The sequence below is a fragment of the Methylobacterium sp. PvR107 genome, from assembly GCF_017833295.1.
In the GTDB taxonomy this organism is placed as follows: Bacteria; Pseudomonadota; Alphaproteobacteria; order Rhizobiales; family Beijerinckiaceae; genus Methylobacterium.
The window spans coordinates 3084379-3106461 of sequence record NZ_JAFIBW010000001.1 but is presented as its reverse complement, the minus strand read 5'-3'; the positions used below and the strand labels follow the sequence as shown (position 1 = coordinate 3106461).

Sequence of the window (22083 nt, the reverse complement as noted above, 5' to 3'; positions counted from 1 at the left end):
GCTCCTGGTTTGTCCGTCAGACGGCGATGTGACGGGTGAGGGCTTCGGGGTTCAACACCTTCGGATCGCCGCGCTCGACGACGCTGCCGCGGGACAAAACCACCACGGAATCGGCGACCCGCAGGGCGAAATCGAGGTATTGCTCCACGAGCAGCACGGTGATCCGGCCTTTGAGCCCGGCGATCACCGCCTCGATGGCGGCGACGATCGAGGGCTGGATGCCCTCGGTCGGTTCGTCGAGGAGGAGCGCGCGGGGCCGGGTGGCGAGCGCCCGGGCGATGGCGAGCTGCTGCTGCTGGCCGCCCGAGAGGTTGCCGCCCGGGCGGTGCCAGAGGCCGCGGAGCGCCGGGAACAGGGCGACCGCCTCGTCGACCGCGTCGGTCCGCTCCAGCGCGTGGGCCCGGGCCGCGACCCGCAGGTTCTCGGCGACGGTCAGATCCGAAAAGATCTCGCGTCCCTGCGGCACGTAGGCGAGCCCTGAGCGGGCGCGCCGGTCGGGCGACAGGCGGGTCAGGTCTGTCGCGTCGAGGGCGATCCGGCCGCGGCTTTCCGGAATCAGGCCGGTGAGGCAGCGCAGCAGCGTGGTCTTGCCGGCGCCGTTGCGGCCGAGCACGGCGAGGCAGGCGCCCGGCTCGACCGCGAGGCCGATCCCGCGCAGCACCTGCGCGCTGCCGTAATGCTGGTCGAGCCCCTCGACGGCGAGGCGCGCAGGTGCGGCGGCTGTGGTCATCGGCCGAGGAACACCTCGATCACCCGGGCATCGCCCCGCGCGCCCTGCATGCTGCCCTCGTAGAGCGTGCGGCCCTCGTGCAGCACCGTCACCCGGTCGGCGATGGCCTCGACGAAGCCCATGTCGTGCTCGATCACCAGGATCGCCCGGTCCGGCCGGCGCAAGCTCCGGATCAGCGCGGCGGTCTGGGCGGTCTCGGCGTCGGAGAGCCCGGCGACGGGCTCGTCGAGGAGGAGGAGCACGGGCTCGGCGGCCAGCACCATGCCGATCTCCAGCCACTGCTTCTCGCCATGCGCGAGGCTGCCGGCCGGCACCTCGGCGCGGGGGCCGAGGCCGATCTCGCCGAGCACGGCGGCGATGCGCGCCGGGCGCTCGCGCGGGCTGAGGGCGGGGCCGCAGCCGATCTCCAGGTTCTCGCGCACGGTGAGCGCCGGGAAGACGCTGGGCTTCTGGAACTTGCGCCGCACGCCGGCCCGGGCGATCTCGGCCTCGGAGCGCTTGGTCAGGTCGATATGGTCGCCGAGCATCACCCGGCCGGAGACCGGCTTGGTGACGCCCGAGATCACGTCGAGGAGCGTGGTCTTGCCGGCGCCGTTCGGGCCGATCACCGCCCGCACCTCGCCGGGATCGACGGCGAGCGACACGGCATCGAGCGCCGTGAACCGGCCGAAGGCGACGGTGAGAGCGTCGACCACGAGGGCGGTCATCGCGTCCCCCGCAGCCAGGTCGGGCGCCGGCGCCAGTCCACGAGGTCGAGGAGCCCGTTCGGCAGGACCAGCACCACGAGCAGCACCAGCCCGGACAGGATGAACGGCCACGCCTCCGGCATCGCGGCGCTCAGCCAGAACTTCAGGCCGTTGACGAGGATCGCGCCGATCACCGCCCCGCCGAGCCGTCCCAGCCCGCCGATCGCCACCCAGACGGCGATCTCGATGGACAGGTCGGGCGCCAGCACCCGCGGGTTGATGATGCCGACCTGCGGCACGTAGAGGATGCCGGCGAGCGCCGCGATCATGGCCGAGACGCACCAGATCCCGAGCTTCAGCCGGGTGGTGCTGTAGCCCAGCGTGCGCAGGCGGGTCTCGTCGTCGCGGCAGGCGAGCATCCGCCGACCGATCGCGCTGCCGACGAGAAGCCGCGTGCCGGCGAGCACCGCCGCCAGCGTCAGGAGGGCGGCGACGGCGAGCCCCGTGACCACGCCGGGCGAGCCCATCGGCCAGCCGAACAGCAGCGGGAATCCGGTCATGCCGTTGTTGCCGCCGAGCCCGGTATCGTTGCGGTACATCAGCAGCATCGCGACGTAGACGAGCGCCTGGCTGATGATCGAGAAGTAGACGCCGTTGACCCGCGAGCGGAACGAGGCGAACCCGAACACGAAGGCGACGAGGCCGGCGAGCGCCAGCGCCAGGACGAACGCGTACGACGCGTGGTCGAGGCCGGCCCAATAGGCCGGCAGGCTCTTCCAGCCCATGAACTGCACGAAATCCGGCAGCACGCCGGTCACGGCAGCGCCGTGGGCCAGCAGGTGCATGGCGCAGACATAGCCGCCGATGGCGAAGAACAGCCCGTGCCCGAGGCTGAGGATCCCGAGATAACCCCAGACCAGATCCAGCGACACGGCGAGGATCGCGAAGGCGGCGAGCTGGCCCAGGGCGTTGACGAGATACGGGGCAGGGGACGCCACGAGGAGCCCCGCCGCCGCGGTGAGGCAGAGCCCGACGAGCCCCGCGACCAGGGGATCGCGCACGGCACGCCGCGCCGGTCCGGCGGGGGCGGCAAGGGCGGTCTGCACGCCGCCGCTCATCGCCGCCGCCGCACCGCGAACAGCCCCTCGGGCCGGCGCTGCAGGAACAGGATGATGCCGACGAGCACGATCACCTTGGCGGCGACCGCGCCGGAGATCGGCTCGATCAGCACGTTGGCGCCGCCGACCCCGAGGGCCGCCACCAGGGTCCCGACGAGGCTGCCGACGCCGCCGAGCACCACCACCATGAAGCTGTCGACGATGAGGCCCGAGCCCATGCCGGGATTGACGCTGTAGATCGGGCACAGAGCCACCCCGGCGAGCCCGGCCAGGCCCGAGCCCAGCCCGAAGGCGAGGCGGTCGACCCGGCGGGTCGGCAGGCCGAGGCAGGCGGCCATGTCGCGGTTCTGGGTCACGGCGCGGATGTCGAGGCCGAGCGGGGTGCGGCGCAGGATCAGCAGCGTCAGGACGAGGGTCGCCGCCGCGAAGCCGATGGCGAACAGGCGGTTCCAGGTCATGACGAAGTCGGCGTAGAGCGGCACCCCGCCGCTGACATAGGCCGGCATGACGAATTGCAGGTTCTGGGTGCCGACCGTCACGCGGACGAGGTTCACCAGGAACAGGCTCACCGCCCAGGTGGCGAGCAGGCTCATCAGCGGCCGCCGGTAGAGGTGGCGCAGGATCAGCGCCTCGACGACGATGCCCGCCAGGGCGACCGCCCCGAAGGCGACCGGAATGGCGGCGAACAGGTACAGGTCGAGCAGCCCCGGGGCGAGCCGGCGGAAGGCCTCCTGCACGCCGTAGGTGGCGTAGGCGCCGAGCATGATGAACTCGCCCTGGGCGAGGTTGATCACGCCCATCAGCCCGAAGATGATCGCGAGCCCGGCCGCCGCCATGAACAGGATGCTGGCGAAGCTCAGGCCGTTGTAGACGACCGCGAGGCCGTCGCCGATCGCCACCGCCCGGGAGACCTGCGCGAGGCCGGCATCGAGCGCGGCCCGGAAGGCCGGGTCGGCGGTGTAGGCGGGATCGCTCTTGAGCGCCGCGAGCCGCGCCTGCGCGGTCCCGGACGGGCTCGCGGCCACGGCGGCGATCGCCGCCCGGCGCCGGGCCGGATCGGGCGACGACAGGGCGGCCGCCTGCGCGAGCCCGGCGATCGTCCCCTTCAGCGCGGGATCCGTCTCGGCGTCCCGCGCCCGATCGAGCACGGCCGCCGGGACGGTGGCGATGCGGCGCTCCACGACCGACAGCCCGGCTCCGCGGGCGGCCGGATCCGCACCCGTCAGCAGCGCGACGGTGCCGCGCGCGGTCTCGAGGGCGGCGCGCTGGCGCAGGCCGAGGACCGGTGCGCGCGCCTCCGCGACCGGCCGTGGCGCGCCGCTGACCGCATCGCGCCCCTCTGATGCGCTCGGACGGTCGAGCAGGACGGCGCCCTCCGCCCGGCAGGACAGGCGGCGCTCGGCCAACGCCCCGAGGAGCCGGCCTGCGAAGGCGAGATCGTCCGCCGGCAGGTCGCCGCCGGCCTGGACGAGGCCCTCGGCCCCGCGGACCTGCGCGGCGCCGTCGCCGCACAGATCCGCCGCGAAGGCCGCCCGGTCGAGCGGCGCTGCGGAGGCCGGGGTCGCCGAATGTACAAGACACCAGAGTGCCGGAAGCACCCAGAGGTAAAACCGCCTCGGCTCAGCCATAGGGGCTGAACGGGACCGGCTTCGGGGCGTTCGGGGATTGCCAGAGGACGTCGAAGCCGCGCTTCTCGTTGACCGAGCCGATGAACACGCCGCGGGAGACGTAATTGTTCTCCCCCGTCATGGTCAGCGTGTAGCCCGACGGGTCGTCGAAGCTGAGGCCCGCGAAGGCCTTGCGCACCTCCGGCACCGCGAAGGAGCCGGCCTTGGCGGCGGCCAGCGCCCAGAGATGGACGCTGTCATAGGCCGAGACCATCGGGTCGATCACCGTGTCGGCGCTGAACGGGACGTTCTTGGCCTTCACGTAGGCGGCCCAGTCGGCGAGGAATGTCTGGTTGCGCTCGCCCTTGGCGGCCTGGAGATAGGCCCAGCAATTCAGGTGGCCGACGAGCTTGGCCGTATCGAGCCCCTCGAGATCGGCCTCCACCATGTCGAGGCCGAGGATCGGCACGTCGGTGGCGCTGATGCCCTGGTTGGCGAATTCGCGCAGGAAGTCGGGGATCGAGGATCCGACGACGGTGAGCACCACGATCGCCTGGCCGCCCGGCTGGCTGGCGAAGCTGCGGACCTGGTTCACCAGCGTCTGGAAGTTCGAGAAGCCGAACGGCACGTATTCCTCGCGCCACGCCGTCTCGGGGATGCCCTTGCTGGTCCAGTAGCCCTTGAGCTGCTTGTTGATCGTGCGCGGCCAGACGTAGTCCGAGCCGATCATGAAGAACCGCTTCGCCCCGACCCCGTCCGGGCCCATCAGGTAATCCACCGCCGGCAGCACGGAACTCGCGGGCGGCGAGTTCACGTAGACGACGGCCTTGGAATTCTCGTCGCCCTCGAAGTGGAGCGGGTAGAACAGCAGCCCGTCATTCTGCTCGACCACCGGCAGCACCGACTTGCGCGACACGGAGGTCCAGCAGCCGAACAGGGCCGCGACCTTCTCCTGCTGGAGCATCTGCCGGCCGACCTGGGCGTAGAGCGGCCAGTCCGAGGCGGGATCGGAGGTCAGGACCTCGATCTGGCGGCCGTTGACGCCGCCGCGCCCGTTGATCGCGTCGGCGGCCATGCGGACCACGTGGTTCAGCCGGCCCTCGAGATTGGCCATCGTGCCCGACGACGAGAACAGGCAGCCGAGCTTGACGGTGTCGGCGGCGAAGGCCGGCCGGATGATGGCCGGTGCCGCGAGCAGCGCCGCCGTGCCCAAGACGCCGCGTCGCGTGAGATGCGTCATCGACCCCGAAGCTCCCTTGAATGACGGGTCGATTGTCGGTCGCCGTCCGAGCGACGGGAAGGTCAAAGAGACTGCAGGTCGCCGGGGTTCTTGCGCATATTGGCGGCACTTGTACGCGCTGCGGGCGGTCCTGTGCCGAGAACGTCAAAATTTGCGTATTGAGGCCCAGACCTGTGTCGCCCGGAGCGTGATGACGGGCGGCCGGCATCAGAGGTCGGCGTCGATCGGAAGCCGTGTCGGATCGCGCCGGCGGTCGCGCCTCCAGCGGAAGCGGCGCCGGCACGGAAGTGGCAGGGTGGCGCCGTCGCGGTCCGCCCCGGACCCGCGCACCGGGAGCGGCGGAATGGACACGGTATCGGCGGTCGGCACGGCGGTCCGTGCGCAGCGCGGCCGGGTGGAGGCGTTGTTCGACGACCTTGCCCGGTGCGGCCGGACCGATCCCGGGTTCACGCGGGCCTCCTACAGCCCGGAGGAGACCGAGGCGCACGCGGTGGTGATGCGCTGCGCCGCCGCTCTCGGCCTCGCGATCGGGCGGGACGCGGCCGCCAACACCACCCTGACGCTGCCGGGGCGGGACCGGAGCCTGCCGCCGATCCTGATCGGCTCCCACCTCGACACCGTCGCCCAGGGCGGCAATTTCGACGGGGCCGCCGGGGTGGTGGCCGGGCTCGCCGCCGTCGCGGCGCTCCGCGACCTGGGGCTGACCCCGGCGCGCGACATCACCGTCATGGCCATCCGCGCCGAGGAGAGCGTCTGGTTCCAGGTCTCCTACATCGGCAGCCGGGCGGCCCTCGGAACCCTGCCGGACGGGGCGCTCGACGCCGCCCGGATCGACAGCGGCCTCGGCCTCGCCGCGCACATCGCCCGGGAGGGGGGCGACCCGGAGGCGCTGCGCAGCGGCCCGCCCGCCCTCGACGCCGCCGCGATCCACGCCTTCCTGGAGGTGCATATCGAGCAGGCGCCGAGCCTGGAGGAGGCCGGGATCCCGGTCGGCCTCTGCACCGGGATTCCCGGCAACGTCCGCTACCCCGACGTCCGGATCCTTGGGCGCTACGACCATGTCGGAACGCCCCGCCGCTTCCGCCGCGACGCGGCCATGGCGGGCGCCGAGATCGCCCTGGCCCTCGATCGGGTCTGGGCGGAGCGCGAGGCCGCCGGCTGCCCGATGGCCGTCACCTTCGGCCGGTTCCACACCGATGCCGCGGTCCACGGCCTGACGACCGTCCCCGGCGCGTTCCGGTTCAGCCTCGACATGCGGGCCTACACAGCCGAGGTGCTGTCGGCCTTGGAGGCCGCGTTCCTGGCCGCCGTGACGGACGTGTCGGAGCGCCGCGGTGTCACGGTGGCCCTCGGGCCCCGCGCCGAGGCGGGCGTCGGCGCGGTTTCGCCCCGGATCCGCGACGGGCTCGCGGCGGCCGCGGACGCGCTCGGCATCGCCACCCGGCCCCTCGGCAGCCCCGCCTCCCACGACGCCGCCGCCTTCGCCAAGGCCGGCGTGCCGATGGCCATGCTGTTCGTGCGCAACGCCAATGGCAGCCACAACCCCGACGAGGCCATGGCGACCGATGACCTCCTCGACGCCGTCGCGATCCTCACCGCTTGGCTGGTGGCGGAGACCTGCGCCGGCTGAGGGCGGGCGCCCGTCAGGCGGAAAAGCGCGCGAGGCGGCCGGCCGGCGCGCCCAGGACGGTGTCGTCGCGCATCACGAGGTGGCCGCGCACGATCGTGGCGACGGGCCAGCCGGTGACGTCGGTGCCGGCAAAGGGCGTCCAGCCGCAGGGCGAGACGATCCAGGATTCCTCGATCCTGCGGCGCGCCTTCAGGTCCACGAGGGTGAAGTCGGCGTCGTATCCGGCGGCGATCCGGCCCTTGCCGGCAAGGCCGTAGACCCGGGCCGGCCCGGCCGCCATCAGGTCGACGAGGCGCGCGAGCGGCAGGCGCCCGGCCGCGACGTGGTCGAGCATCACCGGCACCAGGGTCTGGACCCCGGTGAGGCCGGCCGGGCAGTCCGGCCAGGGCTGCTCCTTGGCGGCCCGCGCATGGGGCGCGTGATCGCTGCCGACCGTGTCGACGGTGCCGTCGCGAACCGCCGCCCAGGCGGCCGCCCGGTGGCGCTCGTCGCGGATCGGCGGGTTCATGACGCCGAAGCCACCGAGGGTGTCGTAGCAGTCCGGGGCCACCTGCGTGAGGTGATTGACCAGCACCTCCACGGTGGCGACGTCGCGGAAATCGCGCAGGTAGGCGAGTTCCTCGGCGGTGGAGACGTGCAGGATATGGGTCGCCCGGCCGGTCTTCCGGGCCAGCGCCATGAGGCGCCGCGTGCCCAGGAAGGCGCATTCCGGGTCGCGCCATTCCATGTGGGTCCGGTACGGCTGGCCCCGGCTGAACAGCGGTTTGCGGGCCTGGAGCCGGTCCTCGTCCTCGCTGTGGAAGGCCATGCGCCGGTGGCCGGCGCGCATGGCGAGCTCGAGATGCGCGTCGTCCTCGATCATCAGCGCCGCCGTGGAGCTGCCGGCGAAGACCTTGACGGCGCAGACACCCGGCGCACGCTCCAGCGCGGCGAGGGCGTCGATATTGGCCTTCGTGCCGGCCACGTAGAGGCCGATGTCGCACCAGCTCCGGCCCGCAACGTAGTCGCGCTTCCACGCGAGGCGCTCGGTATCGGCGATCGGCGGGACGGTGTTGGGCATGTCGAACAGGGTGGCGATCCCGCCCAGCACCGCGGCCCGCGTGCCGGTCTCGATCGTCTCCACCGCCGGGTCGCCGGGGTCGCGCAGGTGGACGTGGCTGTCGATCAGGCCGGGCAGGACGTGCAGGCCCGCGGCGTCGATCACCGCCTCCGCGGTCGCGCCGGCCGGCGTCGCGAGGGCCGCGATGCGCCCGTCGCTGACGCCGAGATCGATCGCCTCGGTGCCCCAGGGCGTGACGCAGGTGCCGCCGCGGATCAGCAGGTCGTAGTGCATCGCCGGAGTCTCCCTACAGGTCCGCCCGGAGCAGAACCGCCCCGAGGGCCGCCGCCACCGCCTGCTGGCAGGGCTCGACGACCGGACACCCGACCGCCCGCGCGACGGCGGCCCGGTGCGGCGCCATGCCGGCGCAGCCGAGCACGATGACGTCGGCGCCGTCGCGCGCGACCAGGGTCCGGGCCGCCGCGACCAGGCGGTCGCGGATGGCCTCCCCCGCCGACTCGTCGGCCTGCGCCTCCACAGGCCGGCTGCCGGCATAGCGTTCGCCGAGGCCCATCTGGCGGACCATCCGGCGCTGGCGCCGCACGCTGCCCTCCGACAGGGCGACGATGCCGAAGCGCTCGCCGAGGGTGAGCGACCGGAGGAGGCCCCACTCGGCGATCCCCATCACGGGCCTGCCGCCGGCGACCTCGCGGGCGGTATGCAGGCCCGGGTCGCTGAAGCAGGCGATGACGAAGGCGTCCGCCGGATCCTCCGCGATGCGCCGGGCCAGCGGCATCACCACGGAATCCGCGTCCCGCTGGGTCGCGATGCCCGCCGGCCCCTCGGGCAGGTCCGTCACCGCGATGACGGGGCCGCCGTCCAGGCGCAGCGGCGTCAGTGCCGCGTCGATGGCGGCGGTCACCGCCCGGGAGGCGTTCGGGTTGATGACCAGGATGCGCGCGGGTCCGGTGGTGCCGCGATGATGCATGCCGTCTCCTGCGGAACCAACGCCTTGGCCTGCCGCTGACGACAGTGGCCGGCGCGATGCGAAACCCGGGCCGCGCCGCGCTGCGATGCCGGCCCGACCGGGCACCGATCTTGCCCGCCTCGTCGGCGCAAGAGAGAGGTTATCGATGCACGACGAAGCTGCGGACGGGACGATGGGCGCCACCCTGGTGACAGGGGCCCGGTGGGTCGTCGCCTGGGATCCCGACAGCGGCGGGCACGTCTACCGCACCGGCGCCGACGTGGTGTTCGAGGACGGCGTCCTGATCCATGTCGGTCCGGATTACGCAGGCCCCCCGCCGGCCCGGACCATCGACGCCTCCGGCTGCCTGGTCATGCCCGGCCTCGTGGACATCCACACCCACCTGTTCTCGGAGCCGATGAACAAGGGCATGTGGGACGAGGTCGGCAGCCAGCGGCTCTACAACACCTCGCTCTACGAGTACCTGCCGATCCTGCGGCCCGACGCGGAGGGCACCCGCGCCGCCTACGGGGTGGCGCTCGCCGAGCTAGCGCTCTCGGGCGTCACCACCGTCTGCGACCTCGCTTTGCCGAGCGATGGCTGGCTCGATCGCCTCGGCGCGTCGGGCCTGCGGGTCTGCATCGCCCCGATGTTCCGGTCGGGGCGCTGGCTGACCCGGAACGGCCACAGCGTCGAGTACGAGTGGGACGCGGCGGCGGGCCAGCGCGGCCTGGAGCAGGCGCTCGCCGAAATCGAGGCGGCGCAGCGCCACCCGAGCGGGCGCCTCTCCGGCATGCTCTGCCCGGCGCAGGTGGATACCTGCACGGCGGAGCTGATGCGCGACGCCCATGCCGAGGCGGTCCGGCGCGACCTGCGGTTCCACACCCATGCGGCGCAGTCCCTGTCGGAATTCCACGAGATCACCCGCCGCACCGGGATGACGCCGATCGAGTGGCTCGACGATCTCGGCGTGCTCACCGAGCGCACGATCGTGGGCCACGGGATCTTCCTCGACGACCATCCCTGGACCCACTGGCACAGCCCGGGCTCGGACATGCGCCGCCTGGCCGAGCGCGGCGCCACGGTCGCCCATTGCCCGACGGTCTTCGCCCGCCGCGGCATCGCGCTCCACCATTTCGGCCGCTACCTCCAGGCCGGGGTGAACATGGGCATCGGCACCGATGTCTACCCGCACAACATGCTCGACGAGATGCGCCTCGTCTCGTACCTCGCCCGGGTCGTCGCCGAGAATCCCCGCGATACCCGCGCGGCGGACGTGTTCCACGCCGCCACTGTGGGCGGCGCCAGGGCGCTCGGGCGCGACGACATCGGCCGGCTCGCGCCGGGCTGCAAGGCCGACTTCGTCCTCGTCGACTGCGCGCATCCGGCCATGCGGCCGTGCCGCGATCCCGTGCAGTCGCTGATCTACTCGGCCGGCGACCGCGCGGTCCGGCAGGTCTTCGTCGGCGGCCGCGAGATCGTGCGCGACGGCCGCGCCCTGACGGTCGACTACGCGGCGGCCGCGGCGGCGCTGGAGGAGGCGCAGGGCCGTGCGCTGGCGCAGATCCGGCAGCTCGACTGGGCCGGGCGCGGCCCCGACGCCATCGCGCCGCCGACCTTCCCGGGGCTGTGAGGCCCCGGCGCCGTGATCCTCAGGCGGGCCGGACGTTCCAGAAGGTCGGGAACCCGTCGAGGATCCCGGTGAGGCGGGAGCGGTATGCGGTCGGCTGCAGGTACTGCCCGAGGGGGTAGTAGGGCACGTCCTCCATCGCCTGGAGCTGGATGTCCCGGCACAGGGCGGCGCGGGCCGCCTCGTCCGGAGCCGTGAACCACGCGTCCCGCAGGGTCTCGATCCGCGGGGTCGTGGCCCAGCCGGCATAGCCGGTCTCGCCGGTGCCGCGCAGGGCGATGTAGCCGGCGGGGTTGAGCCAATCCATGCCGGACCAGTTGGTGACGAAGGCGCTCCAGCCGCCCTCGGAGACCGGCCCCTTGCGGTTGCGCCGCTGCAGCATCGCATTGAACTCGACAGCGTAGACCTCGACATTCATGCCGACGCGCTGGAGCAGGTCGGCCGCGACCTGGCCGAGCGCCAGAAGCGGGGCCGAGTTCGACGGCACCATCAGCAGCACGGTCTCGCCGGCGTAGCCAGCCGCCTTCAGGTCGGCCCGCACCTTGGCCGGATCCCGCGGTGTGGTGAGCGGCCCGAGCCCGTCCGTCGAGGCCATCGGCGTGTCCGGGCAGAAGAAGCCGAGGGGCACGTGGAACAGGCTGGGATCGTCGGCGCCCACCACGCCCTGCATGCAGGACGTCTGGTCGATCGCCCCCCAGAGCGCCCGCCGGATCGCAGGGTTGTTGAAGGGTGGCTGCAGGTGATTGACCCGCAGCATCGTCACGAAGCCGGTCGAGTCGAGGACGCGGGTGGTGACGCCCTTGGCGGCCTTCAGCAGACCGAGCTGGTCGTGCGAGGCGTATTCCTGCCAGTCCGCCTCGCCGGCGACCAGCGCCGAGGTGGCCGTGGACGTGTCGCCGATGACGCGCCACTCCACCCGGTCGTAGTGGACGACCTTCGGACCGGAGGTCCAGGTGGGTGTGCCGTCCTTGCGGGGCACGTAGCCCTCGAAGCGGGTGTAGACCGTCCGGTCGCCGGGCACGCGCTCGTCCGCCTTGAAGCGGAACGGCCCCGAGCCGATGAGTTCCGGCACCTGCTGGAACGGGTCGGTGACGGCGAGGCGCTCCGGCATCATCGCGCAGACCGGCACCGAGGCCTTGCCCAGCGCGATCGGCAGGAGCGGGAAGGGGCGCTTGAGGCGGAACCGGATCGTCCGGTCGTCGGGCGCCGACAGCTCGTCGGTCGCCTCCATCAGGGAGCCGCCGAACGGGTCGCGCTTGGCCCAGCGCCGCAGGGAGGCGACGCAGTCGCGGGCGAGGACGGGCGTCCCGTCGTGGAAGCGCAGGCCCTCGCGCAAGGTCAGGTCCCAGCGGCGCCCGTCCTCCTCGATCCGGTGGCCCTCGACCATCTGCGGCGTGGCGCGGAAGGCGCCGTCCATCCCGTAGAGCGTGTCGAAGACCATGTAGCCGTGGTTGCGGGTGATGTACGCGAAGGTCGTCACCGGATCGAGCGTGACGAGATCCTGCTGCGGGATGAAGCGCAGGGTCTTGGCGGCCTCCGCGCGGACCAGGGCTGGCGCCGCGACCGCGCTGGCCACGAAGGCTCCGGCTCCCTGCAACAGCGTACGCCGCTTCATCGGACAGCTCCCACTCTGCTCGGGCGGCATCGTTCAACCGCCAGCGATGGCCCGGACCGATCGTCGAACCCGCCACGATGCAGCTTGCAGGAACGAGGCCGCGTCCCGGCTGAAGGGGAAAGCGCGTCGGAATTCGGCGTGTCGGCCTGCGTCAGGAGCCAGCGCTATCCTGCCGACGGGCCGAGCTTGCGCGCCACAGAACATCCGTTCCGGGATGCCGACGCAGGCAGCCGCATGACCGGGCAGGCCGCGGAGGACCCTGGCACGCCCGATCAGGGGTGGAAAAGCCGCCCGCGGGCGGGGTCGCGCCGCGTCAGCGGGCCTGGACCGACTGCGCCGTGACGTGGTCCGCGATGGCGCCCGCCGTGGTGAGCCAGATGCCGTCGCGGCGGTCGACGATGTGCTGGAGCGCCTGCCGCAGGGGCCGCAGCCGGTGCGGGCGCCCGACGATATAGGGATGGAGCGCGATGCCCATCACCAGGGGCGCGGCGCGCGCCTGCTCCAGCATCTCGTCGAAGGCGTCCACGATCATGTCGGCGAACTGGCGGCCGGTCTCCTTGCGCGCCACGATCGCGGGGATGTCGTTGAGTTCCTGCGGGTAGGGTACCGTCAGGATCCGGCCGCCGTTGCGGGTCGCGAACCAGGTCGGCTGATCGTCGTGGTCCCAGTCGAGCAGGTAGCGGTAGCCGGCCTCGGCCAGGAGGTCGGGCGTCACCCGCGACTGCGAGATCCACGGCCCGAGCCAGCCGGCCGGCGGGCGGCCCTCCTGCGCGGCGATCACCTGCGTCGTCTCGGCGATCAGCGCCCGCTCGGCGGCCTCGTCGAGGGTGCCCTGCCGCTCGGCGTTGGTCCGCCCGTGGCCGACGATCTCGTCGCCGCGCGCCCGGAACGCCTCGATCAGCCCGGGGCAGTCCCGGTAGAGGTTGCTGTTGACCAGCACGCTCGCGGGCATTGCGAGCGCGTCCAGCATCTCGGCGATCCGCCACGCGCCGACCCGGTTGCCCCAGTCGCGCCACGCGTAGTTGAGCACGTCCGGCTGCGGGCCGCCCGGCGCCAGTTCGGCGCCCAGACCCTCGCCGAACGCGAAGGTCTCGAGGTTCAGCCCGATATAGACGGCGAGGCGCTTGCCCTCCGGCCAATCGTAGACCGGCCGGTCGGGGAGGGCGCTGTAGCCATAGCGGCCGTGTCCGGCATTCGTATCCATCAGGGCCCCCCGTTACGCCGCACCGAGATAGGCCGCTTCCAGCCCCTTGTCCGCCGACAGTTCCGCGGCGGTTCCGCGCGCGACGACCCGGCCCTGCTCCAGCACGTAGCCGCGGTCGGCGACCGTGAGGGCCAGCGCCGCCATCTGGTCGACGATCAGGATGGTGACGCCCTCGTCGCGCAGTTCCGCCACAGTGGCGTAGAGGGCGTTGATCATCGCCGGGGCGAGGCCCAGCGACGGCTCGTCGAGGAGCAGGATGCGCGGATGCGCCATCAACCCGCGGGCGATGGCCAGCATCTGCTGCTCGCCGCCGGAGAGCAGGCCCGCCCGGCTCCCGGCCCGGTCGCGGAGCCGCGGGAACCGGTCGAGCAGGCGCTCGATCTCGGCCGGGTCGATCGGCGTCCCGCGCCCGAAGGCGCCGAGGCGGATATTCTCGACGACGCTCAGCTCCGGGAAGACCTGCCGGCCCTCCGGCACCAGGACGAGGCCGCCGCGGGCGATCCGGTGCGCGGGCAGCGCGTCGATGCGCCGGTCGTCGAACACGACCGATCCCGCGACCGGGCGCAGAAGCCCCGCCAACGCCCGCATCGTCGTGGACTTGCCGGCGCCGTTCGCGCCCAGCAGGGCGACGGTCTCGCCCGGCCGCACGTCGAGATGGACGCCGTCGAGGACGGGCGCGGCGCCGTAGCCGGCGGTCAGGTCGAGTACCGAGAGGACCGCATCCGCCGGCCCCTGCCACGGCGCGCTCCGCGGCCGGGCCGGGGTGTCGGCGCCGCCGAGATAGGCGCGCAGGACCGCGGGATCGCGCCGGATCTCGGCGGGCGTGCCCCGCGCGATCGGGCGCCCGGCATCCATGACGAGGATGTGGTCGGAGATGCCCATCACCAGCGGCATGTCGTGCTCGACCAGCACCACCGCGACGCCGCTGTCGGCGATCCGGCGGATCAGCCGGGCCAGCCGGTCGGTGTCGGCCCGCGACAGGCCGGCTGCGGGCTCGTCGAGGAGCAGCACCGTGGGGCTGCCGGCGAGCGCCCGGGCGATCTCCACGAGCCGCCGGTCGACATGGGCCAGCTCGGCGGCCGGGCGGTCGAGGGCGCCCCGGTAGCCGACGAAGGCGAGGAGTGCGGCAGCCGTCGCGCGGTCCCGCGCCCGCGCGCGGCGCCAGAGTTGGCCCGGTGCGAGCCCGAGGGCGACGTTGTCGGCCACCGGCAGCGAGCCGAACAGGCGCGTGGTCTGGTAGGTGCGCGCGATGCCGGCCCGGGCGACGACGTGCGCGGGCCGGCCGGCGAGGTCGCGTCCGCCCAGGCGGATCGTCCCGGCGCTCGGGCGGTAGAAGCCCGAGACCATGTTGAGAACGGTCGTCTTGCCGGCGCCGTTCGGGCCGATCACGCTGGTGACCGCGCCGGGCCGGGCGGTGAGATCGACGCCGTCCGCCGCCGTGATGCCGCCGAAACGGATGCCGATGCCGGCGAGGACGAGGGCCTCGCGCGCCGCCGTGCCGGGCAGCGGCGCGTCCCCGCCCTCCGCGGCCGCCGGCGCGCCGCGGCCGCGGGGCAGCAGGCGGGCGAGGCTGCCGACCAGCCCCGAGGGCACCAGCCAGAGCACCGCCAGGGTCGCGATCCCGAAGAACAGCAGGCGGTACTCGGCGAGGCCGGACAGCGCCTCCGGCAGCAGCACGGTGACGAGCGCCCCGAGGAGCGGGCCGAGCACCGTGCCGGCGCCGCCGACGATCACCGACAGGACGAACAGGATCGACTGCGAGAACGGGAACGAACTCGGCGCGATGAACAGCATCAGCGGCGGCAGGACAGCGCCCGCGAGGCCGGTCAGGGCGGCGGAGATCGCGAAGGCCAGGGTCTTCACCCGGACCGGATCGAAGCCCAAAGCCGCCGCGGCGACGTCGGCGTCGCGCACGGCGCGCATCGCCCGGCCGAGGCGGCTGCGGGCGAGGAGGTCGAACCCGGCGAGGCTCGCGCCGGCTGCGAGCACCGCCAGCACGGCGAGGCCGGCCGGCGAGAGCGGCTCGCCGAGGAGGCTCGGCGCGTCGGTGACGACGAGGCCGTTCTGGCCGCCGGTCAGCGCGCCGCCCTCGATCAGGCCGTGCTCGACGATGAAGCCGAAGGCGATCGTCAGCATGGCGAGGTAGGGGCCCTTCACGCGCATCGCCGGCACCGCCACGAGACCGCCGACGAGCGCCGCGATCACGGCCGCCGCCGGGAGCGCCAGCCAGAAGCTGACGCCGTGGAGGGTCAGGATCGCGCTCGCGTAGGCGCCGATCGCGTAGAAGCCGGCCTGGCCGAAGGAGATCAGACCGGTCAGGCCGAGGAGCACGTTGAGGCCGACGCCGGCCACCGTGGTCAGCGCCACCAGGGCGATCACGAAATGGCTGTAGCCGCCGGTCAGCGCGACGAGGCCGAGCGCGGCGGCGGTGAGGCCGGCGATGCATAGCCGCATCGCCGGGGCCGAGCGCAGGTACGGCATCGCGTCAGACCTTGTTGACGGCGGCGCGGCCGAGCAGGCCGTCGGGGCGCAGGGTGAGGGCCAGGACGATCACCGAGAACACCACGAGCTGCGTGTAGGTCGAGCCGAGGGTCGCGGTGACGCCGGCCTCGACGAGGCCGTAGAGCAGCCCCGCCAGGATCACCCCGGTGGCGGAGCCGATGCCGCCGAGGATCGCCACCGCGAAGGCCTTGATGCCGAACAGCGTGCCGAGCTCGGCCGAGACCGAGAAGAGCGGCGCGATCAGCAGGCCGGCGATGCCGGCCAGCACCGCCGAGAGCGCGAAGGCGCAGGCCACGGTGCGGCGCACGTCGATCCCCATCAGCCGGGCGGCGTCGGCGTTCTGCGCCACGGCGAGGAGGACGCGGCCGAGATCGGTCCGGCGGAACACCGTGCGGATCGCGAAGGCCAGGGCGATCCCGACCACCGGGATCACGAGCTGCAGCGGGTAGATGCCGGTCCCGAGGATCTCCACCGGCTTCGTCGCCAGCGGCGAGGGCAGGCTGCGCGGCTCCTTGCCGAAGGTGAACAGCACGGTGTTGTCGAGGACGATGCCGCCCGCCACCGTCGCCAGGAGCCACGCGTCCGAGCCGCGCGCCACGAACGGGCGGACCAGCGCCCGCTCGACCACGAGGCCGAACAGGGCGCAGCCGGCGAGCGCCAGGACGATCGCGGCCGGCATCGGCCAGCCGAGGGTGACGCCCAGCGCATAGGCCAGGACCGCGCCCAGGGTGACGACGCTGCCCTGCGCGAAGTTCACGGTCCCCGACACCGCGTAGGTCACGTGGAAGCCCAGGGCCACGAGCCCGTACATGCTGCCGAGGCCGAGGCCGCTGACGAGGATGGAGGTCAGCATCGCCGGGCTCAGTTGGTCACCGCGACGATCTCACCGTCCTTGAAGCGGGTGAACACGTAGTCGTTCGGGCCGAGCGCGTCGTGCTGGCCGGGGGCGAAGGGCGTGTCGTAGGTTTTGATCAGGCCCGGATAGGTGCCGATCTTGTAGAAGCCGTCGCGGACCTTCGGGCCCTCGGTCGAGCCGGCGGCCTGGATGGCCAGCGCCAGCAGGTGCGTGGCGTCGTAGGCGTTGGCGATGCCGACGGCGGGGGTGACGTCGGCCATCGACTTGATCGCCGGGTATTTGGCCTTGAGCGCGTCGAGCACCGCGCTCGCCTTCGGCGAGGTGTTGCCCGCGAAGGTGAAGGTCTGGATGAAGTGGACCTTGCCGGCGCTCGGGCCGGCGAGCTCGTCGAAGCGGCCGCCCGCCGGGCCCCAATGCGAGACGACCGGCACCGACCAGCCCATCCGGTCGAGGGACTTCACCACCTGGGCCGAGGGTCCGACATTGCCGACGAGGAACAGCGTGTCGGCTCCGGCCTCCTTCAGCCGGGACAGCTGGGGCACCATGTCGACGTCGTTGGCCTCGTATTTCTCGATGCCCGCCGCCGGGAGGTTGGCCGCCTGCAGGGCGTCCTTGAGGCCCTTCTGGTTCGACTCGCCCCAGGCGTTGTTGACGAGGATCATCCCGGGCTTCTTCGCCCCGTAGGTCTTCACCGCGTAGGCGACCAGCGCCTCGTCGACGAGGGCGTCGACCGCGGAGACCCGGAAGGCGTAATTGTCGGCGGCGCCGTTGCGGGTGATGCCGGTGCCGGCCGCCCAGGGGCCGATGAACGGCACCTTCATCTGGTTGGCGATGGGCACGATCGCCATCGAGACCGGCGTGTCGAGGCCGCCGACCACCGCGACGACGCCGACCCGCTGGATCAGCTCGCGGGTCGCCAGCACCCCCTTGGACGGGTTGGCCTCGTCGTCCCGGGCCACGAGCTCGAGGGGCCGTCCGAGCACCCCGCCCTTGGCGTTGATCTCGTCGATGGCGAGGCCGATCCCGCGGGAGATCGCCTCGCCGGACTTGGCGGACTGGCCGCTCAGAGCGGTCACGAGGCCGATCTTGACGGTGTCGGCCGCCTGCGCGGCCGAGACGGTCAGGCCGAGCAGGGCGCTCGTCGTCACCGCGAAGCGGCGCAGGGTCGGGGGCAGGAAGGAGGCCATGGTGTGTCTCCGAGGGCGGGGCGCAGCCTGCCGTGCGCAACCTCCATGCCACCGGGAATGGGCCGATTCGGCAGCTGCACGGACCGGCGACTGTATCCCCGGAGGCATTCTGTGCTCAATCCAGCGTCAAAGTGCATACACTTACTGCATGCAACGTCGCGGCTTTTGAGGCACCTTGGGCGGACAGGAGGCCTGCCATGACCGACGTGACCCACGATGCGGCGACCGCGCGCGATGCCGCCAACGTCACCGCCTATCTCGAGGCCTCGATGGTCCCGGATCCCGAGACGGCCGCGCGCTACATGGCGCCGGGCACGCGGATCGTGTTCACCGGCGCCCGGGTGTTCAACCATCCGTCCGAGGTCACGGCCTTCAACGCCGGCCGCTACGCCTGGGTGAAGAAGCGGATGGAGCGGCTGGACGTGGTGCCGGGCGACGGCGTCACCACGGTCTACAGCCTCGGCACCCTGTACGGCGCGTGGCCGGACGGCACGCCCTTCGAGGGCAACCGCTACGTCGACCGCTTCACCGTGCGCGACGGGGTGATCGTCGGCATGGAGGTGTGGAACGACAGCGCCGAGCGGCTCCTGACCAAGCACGGCCTCACGGCCTGACGCGGCGGGCTCAGGCCCCACCGCCCGCGACGTAGGGCGCCAGCAGGCGTGCGAGATCGCGCTCGCGCGGGGCCGGGGGCACGATGCGCGCCCGCTCGGCGACCGCGTCGAGGTGGTGGTCCATGAGCGCGGCGGCGCGTTCGGCATCGCCCGCGACCAGGGCGGCGACGATGTCGCGGTGCTCGCTCACGGCGCAGTCCGAGGAATGCGGCCGGCTGTAGAGGGACAGGATCAGGGCGCAGCGATAGCCGAGTTCGGCGACGTAGCGGACCAGCACGGCGCTGCCGGTCATCTCGGCGAGCATCAGGTGGAATTCGGTGGCGAGCCGGATCGACAGCGCCTCGGGCCCGCCCCGGGCGGCCTCCTCGCGGGCGATCTGATCCAGCAGGCCCTGGCGCTGCTCCGGGCTGAGCTGCCCGGCGAGGCGGCGGACCACCAGCCGCTCCAGGCCGAGGCGCACGTCGAAGGTGTCGCGTGCCTCCTCCCAGCTCGGCGTCGCCACGACGGCGATGCGGTTGCGGCGCAGGTCGACCAGGCCTTCCCCGGCCAGCCGCAGCAGCGCCTGTCGGGCGATGGTGCGGCTGACCCCGAAGCGCTCGCCGAGGGCGTCCTCCGGCAGGCGGTCGCCGGGGGAGAGCGCCCGTTCCACGATGGCCCGTCGCAGGGCCTGGCAGATCGCGCCCACGCGATCCCCGTCATCGCGAGCCTTCATCGACGTCCCGGACTTGGCGCCACCGCCCCTGCGGATTGGTCGGTCATGATCCTCTCGGGGTCGCGATCCGCTCCGGCGGCCCGGACGGATGTCCCATGCGCTGTCTGCCGAAGCGGACCTCCGGGTGCAACGGTCACGCCAGCCGTTTCGAACAGGCTCGGAGCCCGTCCGCCTTTCGGGCTGACCCAATCGGAGCGGACGGGCGGCCTGCCGCCGACGGCGCCTGTTCAGGGCCGGTCAGATGGCGAACCCGGGTCTCCGGAATGCCCGCCTGCGCCGGATGTTGCGGAGATCCGGAAAGCGCCCTATCGGCGGCGATGATGCCCCGTCGACCCGTGCGCACCGTCAGGTCCGATAGCCTCTTCGGCGAGGTCAGCGCGCGGCTCCCGCTGTTCGAGGCTCTGCCTCCCGACACGCTCCAGCATCTCGTGACGGCGGGTTTCGGCCGCGGTTTCCTGACGGCCTCCCTGCGGGCCCGTCTGCGCAAGGCCGGGTACCGGGATCTCGGTCACCTGGCCCAGTCGTCGCCGGAGGCGATCAGCGGGATCCGGAAGTTCGGTCCGGTCCGCGTCGCGGCCGTTCGGACGTTCATCCTCAACGAGATCGCCCGGTGGCTGCCGGGCGCACGCGATATGCACACGGCCGGGGCCACTGGAGCGCGGAGGCTCGGACGGCTGCGGGATATGCCGGTCGAACGTCTGCCCCTGGGCGCCGACGCCATCGCCGCGCTCGGCTGGGCAGGCGGGACCTGCGCGGATGTCGCCGACCGCTCACGCCGCGACCTCCTGGGCACAGGCGCCATGCTGTCCGACGATGTGGATCGCCTCGTCACGACGCTCGCCCGCTTCCTGGCCGTGGCCAGCGCGCCAGCGCCGCGCGCCGCGGACGCGGCGATGGGCGCGCCCGCGACGGAAGCGGAGGTCGTCGCGGCGCGCCGTGCCGCTCTGCTGGCGAAGCAGGATCGCGAGTGGGAGGAGGCAGCCCCGGTCGGAGAGCGGCGTCAGGGTGGCACGTCCCGCACGGCCTGAAAGCGCACCCGCGCCATCCCCGCAGGACCGGAGCGACGCCCGCCGAGGCGGGCTGCCCCAGAGCATGATACGGTGCGGCCGGGGAGGATGAGCGATGCGATGGCGGTACGCCGCGCCCGCTGCTGCACTGGTCGTCATCATCGCCGCTGCAGCCGGCGCGATCCTCGTGCATGTCCTGCTCGGGATGTTCGAGCTCAAGCTCGCCATCGCCGAGACGAGCACCGAGGATCGTCAAGCCGCCACCGCGCTGATCGGATTGTTCTCCGCCGAGCATCCACGCGTGCGGATCAGGACCGTCCTGGCGCCGGATCGGCTGGGCACCGCGGCGGCCCTGGACAGGGGCGAGGTCCAGCTGGCCCTCGTGCGCGCCGACGCCGCTCCGCAGGACGGCCAGACGCTCGTCATCACCCGTCGCGACGCTGCGGTGTTCATCGCCCCCGGTGGCGGCCACGTCGACAGCATCCCCAAGCTGCGTGGAGAAACAGTGGCGCTCCTCGACGGGCGTAAGCTCGACCCGCACCTGCTCGACCTCATCCTGACGCATTACGGCGTCCCGCCCGAGAGCGTGCGCCGCGCGGTGCTGCGCGAGGACCAGCTGACCGACGCGGCACGGCATCACCGCATCGGCGCGGTGTTCGTCGTGGCGCCCGTCGCCGGCAAGGTGTGGCTGCCGCTCTACACGGCCCTGCGCAAGGGCTCCGGGGTGCCGCGGACCTTCGAGGTCGACGAGGCGGCCGCGATCGCCCGTGAGCACCCGATCCTGAGCACGATCGACCTGCCCAAAGGCGCGTTCGTGGGCTCGATCCCGGCGCCCAGTGACGACATCACGACCCTGTCGGTCAGTCACCGGCTCGTCGCGCGCAGCCGAATGCCGGATTGGCTCGCCGGCGAGATCACGCGGGAGGTCCTGACCGGCAAGCCGAAGCTCGTCGCCATGGACGATGACCTCAGCGGGATCGAGGCGCCGGACACGGACGACAAGGTCCAGGCGCTGCCGATTCATCCGGGCGCGGCCGCCTATCTGTCGGGCAACCTGCCGAGCTTGTCCGACCAGGCCCAGAGCCTGGCCTATTGGCTCGGACTGGTGCTGAGCGCGATCGCCTCGTTGAGCGCGACGGGCCTGGCGTTGCATCACCGCTATCGCCCCCGGCGGCCGCCGACGCGGGTCATGCGCCTCTTGGAGATCTGGTTGGCCGTGCGCACGGCGGACTCGGCGGAGCTGCCCGGTCTGGAAGCGGAGACGGACACGATCGTGGAGGCCGTCGTCCGGGAGGAGGCGCACGGGCGCACGGAGAGCCTCGAGATGCGCCTCGTCGCGCTCCTCGCCACCCATGTGCACGCGGCGCTGCGCCGTCGTGCCGGGCGTCCCGTGCCGGGCGGCCCTCATCCCGTCCCGTGATGGAGGCCGCCGCTGCGGAAGGCGTCGCCCCGGACGCGCCCAGTCATGCACCACCCGCGCCGCGAGGGTCGGCTCGACGACGCGGGGTCCGGGCCAGTCTCGCCGGCCGGTCGTGGCGGCCCATCCCGCGCAGCCGCGCCCCACCCACCCGGGCGACACCCGGTTCCGGCGTTCTCAGCCCCGGCCGGCCCGAAGCCTTCTCAGCGGACCACGCCCCAGCGCCGAACCGTCACCCGCGAGGAGGGAATTTCCACCTCCGTTGATTCCAGCGCGACGGCAACCGGCAGCGGCCGACCGTGCGCCTGATGCCCCGGCCGGC

General features: G+C 72.8%; 18 protein-coding genes. 5 read left to right on the top strand and 13 right to left on the bottom strand.

Features of this window, described 5'->3' with window-relative positions; translation table 11 throughout:
* Positions 1–16 precede the first annotated feature (16 nt).
* The 5 genes from urtE to JOE48_RS14665 are packed head-to-tail and all read right to left on the bottom strand — an operon-like array spanning position 17 to position 5381.
* Positions 17–730: an urea ABC transporter ATP-binding subunit UrtE gene (gene urtE, locus JOE48_RS14685; protein WP_210030874.1), complete on the bottom strand. Its 714-nt coding sequence runs from the start codon at positions 728–730 to the stop codon at positions 17–19.
* Positions 727–1437: an ABC transporter ATP-binding protein gene (locus JOE48_RS14680; protein WP_210030873.1), complete on the bottom strand. Its 711-nt coding sequence runs from the start codon at positions 1435–1437 to the stop codon at positions 727–729. Before JOE48_RS14680 ends, urtE begins: the two co-directional genes overlap by 4 nt.
* Positions 1434–2534, bottom strand: coding sequence for an urea ABC transporter permease subunit UrtC (gene urtC / locus JOE48_RS14675; protein WP_210030869.1), 1101 nt, complete (start codon positions 2532–2534; stop codon positions 1434–1436). Before urtC ends, JOE48_RS14680 begins: the two co-directional genes overlap by 4 nt.
* Positions 2531–4162, bottom strand: coding sequence for an urea ABC transporter permease subunit UrtB (gene urtB, locus JOE48_RS14670; RefSeq protein WP_210030868.1), 1632 nt, complete (start codon positions 4160–4162; stop codon positions 2531–2533). The genes urtC and urtB overlap by 4 nt, the downstream gene beginning before the upstream one ends.
* Complete coding sequence (locus JOE48_RS14665) at positions 4155–5381, bottom strand: transporter substrate-binding protein (protein ID WP_210030863.1); 1227 nt, start codon at positions 5379–5381, stop codon at positions 4155–4157. The genes urtB and JOE48_RS14665 overlap by 8 nt, the downstream gene beginning before the upstream one ends.
* A gap of 343 nt (positions 5382–5724) precedes the next feature.
* On the opposite strand from JOE48_RS14665, the gene JOE48_RS14660 reads away from it, so the two are divergent.
* Entirely contained in the window at positions 5725–7011 is a 1287-nt protein-coding gene (locus JOE48_RS14660; RefSeq protein WP_210030861.1) for a hydantoinase/carbamoylase family amidase, read from the top strand.
* Positions 7012–7024: 13 nt separating this feature from the next.
* Here the strand turns inward: JOE48_RS14660 and JOE48_RS14655 are convergent, their stop codons facing one another.
* The gene (locus tag JOE48_RS14655; protein WP_210030859.1) at positions 7025–8344 is read right to left on the bottom strand and encodes a dihydroorotase; all 1320 of its coding nucleotides are present in this window, start codon (positions 8342–8344) and stop codon (positions 7025–7027) included.
* Between the two features lie 13 nt (positions 8345–8357).
* The gene (locus JOE48_RS14650) at positions 8358–9038 is read right to left on the bottom strand and encodes an aspartate/glutamate racemase family protein (RefSeq protein WP_210030857.1); all 681 of its coding nucleotides are present in this window, start codon (positions 9036–9038) and stop codon (positions 8358–8360) included.
* A gap of 145 nt (positions 9039–9183) precedes the next feature.
* Here JOE48_RS14650 and JOE48_RS14645 point away from each other — a divergent pair, with 145 nt between their 5' ends.
* Positions 9184–10650, top strand: a complete 1467-nt coding sequence (locus JOE48_RS14645; RefSeq protein WP_210030855.1) for an amidohydrolase family protein — start codon at positions 9184–9186, stop codon at positions 10648–10650.
* 19 nt (positions 10651–10669) lie between these two features.
* Here the strand turns inward: JOE48_RS14645 and JOE48_RS14640 are convergent, their stop codons facing one another.
* The 5 genes from JOE48_RS14640 to JOE48_RS14620 form a co-directional block, all read right to left on the bottom strand.
* Positions 10670–12262, bottom strand: a complete 1593-nt coding sequence (locus JOE48_RS14640; protein WP_210030850.1) for an ABC transporter substrate-binding protein — start codon at positions 12260–12262, stop codon at positions 10670–10672.
* Positions 12263–12575: 313 nt separating this feature from the next.
* Entirely contained in the window at positions 12576–13466 is an 891-nt protein-coding gene (locus JOE48_RS14635; protein ID WP_210030849.1) for a polysaccharide deacetylase family protein, read from the bottom strand.
* Between the two features lie 12 nt (positions 13467–13478).
* The gene (locus tag JOE48_RS14630) at positions 13479–15947 is read right to left on the bottom strand and encodes a branched-chain amino acid ABC transporter ATP-binding protein/permease (RefSeq protein ID WP_210030848.1); all 2469 of its coding nucleotides are present in this window, start codon (positions 15945–15947) and stop codon (positions 13479–13481) included.
* A 4-nt stretch (positions 15948–15951) separates the two neighbouring features.
* Positions 15952–16821, bottom strand: a complete 870-nt coding sequence (locus tag JOE48_RS14625) for a branched-chain amino acid ABC transporter permease (RefSeq protein WP_043758719.1) — start codon at positions 16819–16821, stop codon at positions 15952–15954.
* 8 nt (positions 16822–16829) lie between these two features.
* Positions 16830–18011, bottom strand: coding sequence for an ABC transporter substrate-binding protein (locus tag JOE48_RS14620; RefSeq protein ID WP_210030846.1), 1182 nt, complete (start codon positions 18009–18011; stop codon positions 16830–16832).
* A 197-nt stretch (positions 18012–18208) separates the two neighbouring features.
* Here JOE48_RS14620 and JOE48_RS14615 point away from each other — a divergent pair, with 197 nt between their 5' ends.
* Positions 18209–18625, top strand: coding sequence for a nuclear transport factor 2 family protein (locus tag JOE48_RS14615; RefSeq protein WP_210030844.1), 417 nt, complete (start codon positions 18209–18211; stop codon positions 18623–18625).
* 10 nt (positions 18626–18635) lie between these two features.
* Here the strand turns inward: JOE48_RS14615 and JOE48_RS14610 are convergent, their stop codons facing one another.
* The gene (locus tag JOE48_RS14610) at positions 18636–19337 is read right to left on the bottom strand and encodes a GntR family transcriptional regulator (RefSeq protein ID WP_210030842.1); all 702 of its coding nucleotides are present in this window, start codon (positions 19335–19337) and stop codon (positions 18636–18638) included.
* A 335-nt stretch (positions 19338–19672) separates the two neighbouring features.
* Here JOE48_RS14610 and JOE48_RS14605 point away from each other — a divergent pair, with 335 nt between their 5' ends.
* Complete coding sequence (locus tag JOE48_RS14605; RefSeq protein ID WP_312893216.1) at positions 19673–20365, top strand: hypothetical protein; 693 nt, start codon at positions 19673–19675, stop codon at positions 20363–20365.
* Positions 20366–20459: 94 nt separating this feature from the next.
* Complete coding sequence (locus tag JOE48_RS14600) at positions 20460–21764, top strand: TAXI family TRAP transporter solute-binding subunit (protein ID WP_210030841.1); 1305 nt, start codon at positions 20460–20462, stop codon at positions 21762–21764.
* The last annotated feature ends 319 nt before the right edge of the window (positions 21765–22083 follow it).